Below are 2,101 nucleotides of genomic sequence, written 5' to 3' on the forward strand. Positions count from 1 at the left end.
AATCGCTCAACCTTTCCACTGGCGACACCAGCCAAAAACGCTTCTTTCACAGCCTTCTCGTGCGTCGATTTAAGCATAAGTCCAAACATGGTTATCATCCCTTCGTAAGCCGCGCTGTTGCGGCGTTGATTGCATCTTGAACCTCGCCAAGCCGGTCGACGGGTATCTCGTCCTCATTGGCGTCGAACGTGGCGGCAAAGGTTTCAACGTCCGGCAAGTTGTCGGCCATCGCCAAGCCCTCCACCAACGTCATCCAGAGTGGTTTATTTGAGGGTGCAGCCCCAGCTTGCTTCTCTGCACCCTCTTTGGCATCCAACACAGTTTCCGCGCCCTCAACAGGAGGAGATTCCGGACTTGGGGTCTGTGGGGATTCTGTTTCGTTGGCGTGGCTTGCCAATGTTTCACGGGTCAATCGCTGTGGGCCCGCACCAAGCGCTCCCATTGCCGAACGTGAAAAGTCCGCTTCGGTGGCCTCATCATTGATGACACCTTCAATGTCGGTGGACATAGGCAGCCGCTTCGACAGGCGCCGAATGACGGTTTTCTTCGCAATTTCTTCCCACCAATCTTTCCACGGGCCATATTGGCCGGTCTTACTGACCTTGCGAACCTTCTCGATTTCATGAATGTCCATGACTTCGCGGATTTTGTAGCCATCCTTGAGTGTAGCAATTGCATATACGCCGATGGGATTGCCGCGGTCCTCGCCAAGCTTCGGCGGGGTATGATCAATGGCTTCATCATCACCGAGTGACCAGACAAAATTGTCCTTTTCGTGAATGATGTTGGCCGTGATTGCCGATATTTCCCCAGACTGCCGAACCTTTTTCAGAACGCCGGCAATCATTGGCATCCATTGGACAGCCTGAATCCAGCGATCTTGTTCGCTTTTTTTGCTGACCTTCTGATTAAAGATAACAAGTGCGCCTTCACGCTTGTCCGGCAATAGACCGTCCTGCGCCGCGCGCGTCAACGCGCCGATCAGCGACCGGCGATCAGCATGGAGCAAATCGGGGTCAGACATAATTGCGGTTAAAGCGACGCGCTGGAACTTATCGACCTTGATGTGCGATGGTAGCGCCATCTTGAATTGATCGGCCATCGCCTCAATTTCTTGGCGAACCTCGCGCTGCGGACTTGCTGGCCGCGTTTCGGATCGTTCAACTGTGGTTACTGCGTTCATGCGCTTGGCTCCTGATATGAGTTCACTAAGGTTGCGGCGTTCATCCCGCCAAATTCATCAATCGACTTGCGCGCCCAGACGGGCATCCCAATCATCTGGATTTCTTCGCTGGTGTATGAGGGCCATTTGTCGGCGGCGAGGCAGTCAGCGAACGTGCGAATTGCTTGCCTATTCTGGAAACGACCGCGCTCAACGTCCTGCTGTGGCAGCTCGTAAACGCTCACCGAATATGGAGCGTCCTTCTCAACTGCGATGAATAGCCAGTTAGTTGCGCGCTGGCCGTAAATGGCTTCAATGCCGTCATCATAAAACGCGGCGCTCTGGTGGTAGCCGAAATCGAATAGAGCCTTGCTGAAACCGTGCGGTCGGCAATGTGTTTGCGCCAAGAATTTTAGATCCGTCACAACGCGAACGGGTGCGCCGTTGATGATCGAATTGGGCAACCAGTCAGGCCGCGCGCGCAGCCAAACGCCTGTTTCCTTGTCCTGCCATGCCAGTGTCATTTCGGGCAGACCATTTGACAGGGCGTTTATCGCGTCCCTATTGGCGCCAATAGCCTTTGTGACTGCGTGAACAACTTTGGCGTCCTGATACCGAAGAACCGGAATACCTGACTCAATGGCGGCGTCTCGATCTTCAATGGCATAAGCAAACTTCTTGCTTGCGGCGGCTGAAAATCCTTCCGGCAATACGTGATATTTCAATATCCAATCCGTCCCCATAAGCAGCATATCATGCGCCGCCTTACCCACGTTGAAGTGAGGCTTGTCATCCTCATCTGGCCGGTCTGGGTTGAGAGGTGAGTCATACCAATAATGATACGCCGACTGCGCAATGATCTTTTTCGCGCCCGAAGACGAAAGTGAAGGCCCAGGCAATTGGTTTGCATTCCGATGGTAGTCATCCAATGGTATGTCG

Annotated in this window: 2 protein-coding genes; both read right to left on the reverse strand. The window is 53.6% G+C overall.

Going from position 1 to position 2,101, the window contains the following annotated elements:
* Positions 1-94: 94 nt before the first annotated feature.
* Positions 95-1,183 carry a recombinase RecT gene (locus HEQ34_RS14235; RefSeq protein ID WP_296201567.1) on the reverse strand — a complete coding sequence of 363 codons (1,089 nt, stop codon included), beginning with the start codon at positions 1,181-1,183 and terminating at the stop codon, positions 95-97.
* A partial coding sequence (locus HEQ34_RS14240; protein ID WP_296201568.1) for a PD-(D/E)XK nuclease-like domain-containing protein occupies positions 1,180-2,101 on the reverse strand: 922 nt, incomplete at its 5' end. The genes HEQ34_RS14235 and HEQ34_RS14240, both read right to left, overlap by 4 nt.

Source organism: Sphingorhabdus sp., assembly GCF_023910635.1.
Classification (GTDB): Bacteria; Pseudomonadota; Alphaproteobacteria; order Sphingomonadales; family Sphingomonadaceae; genus Sphingorhabdus_B.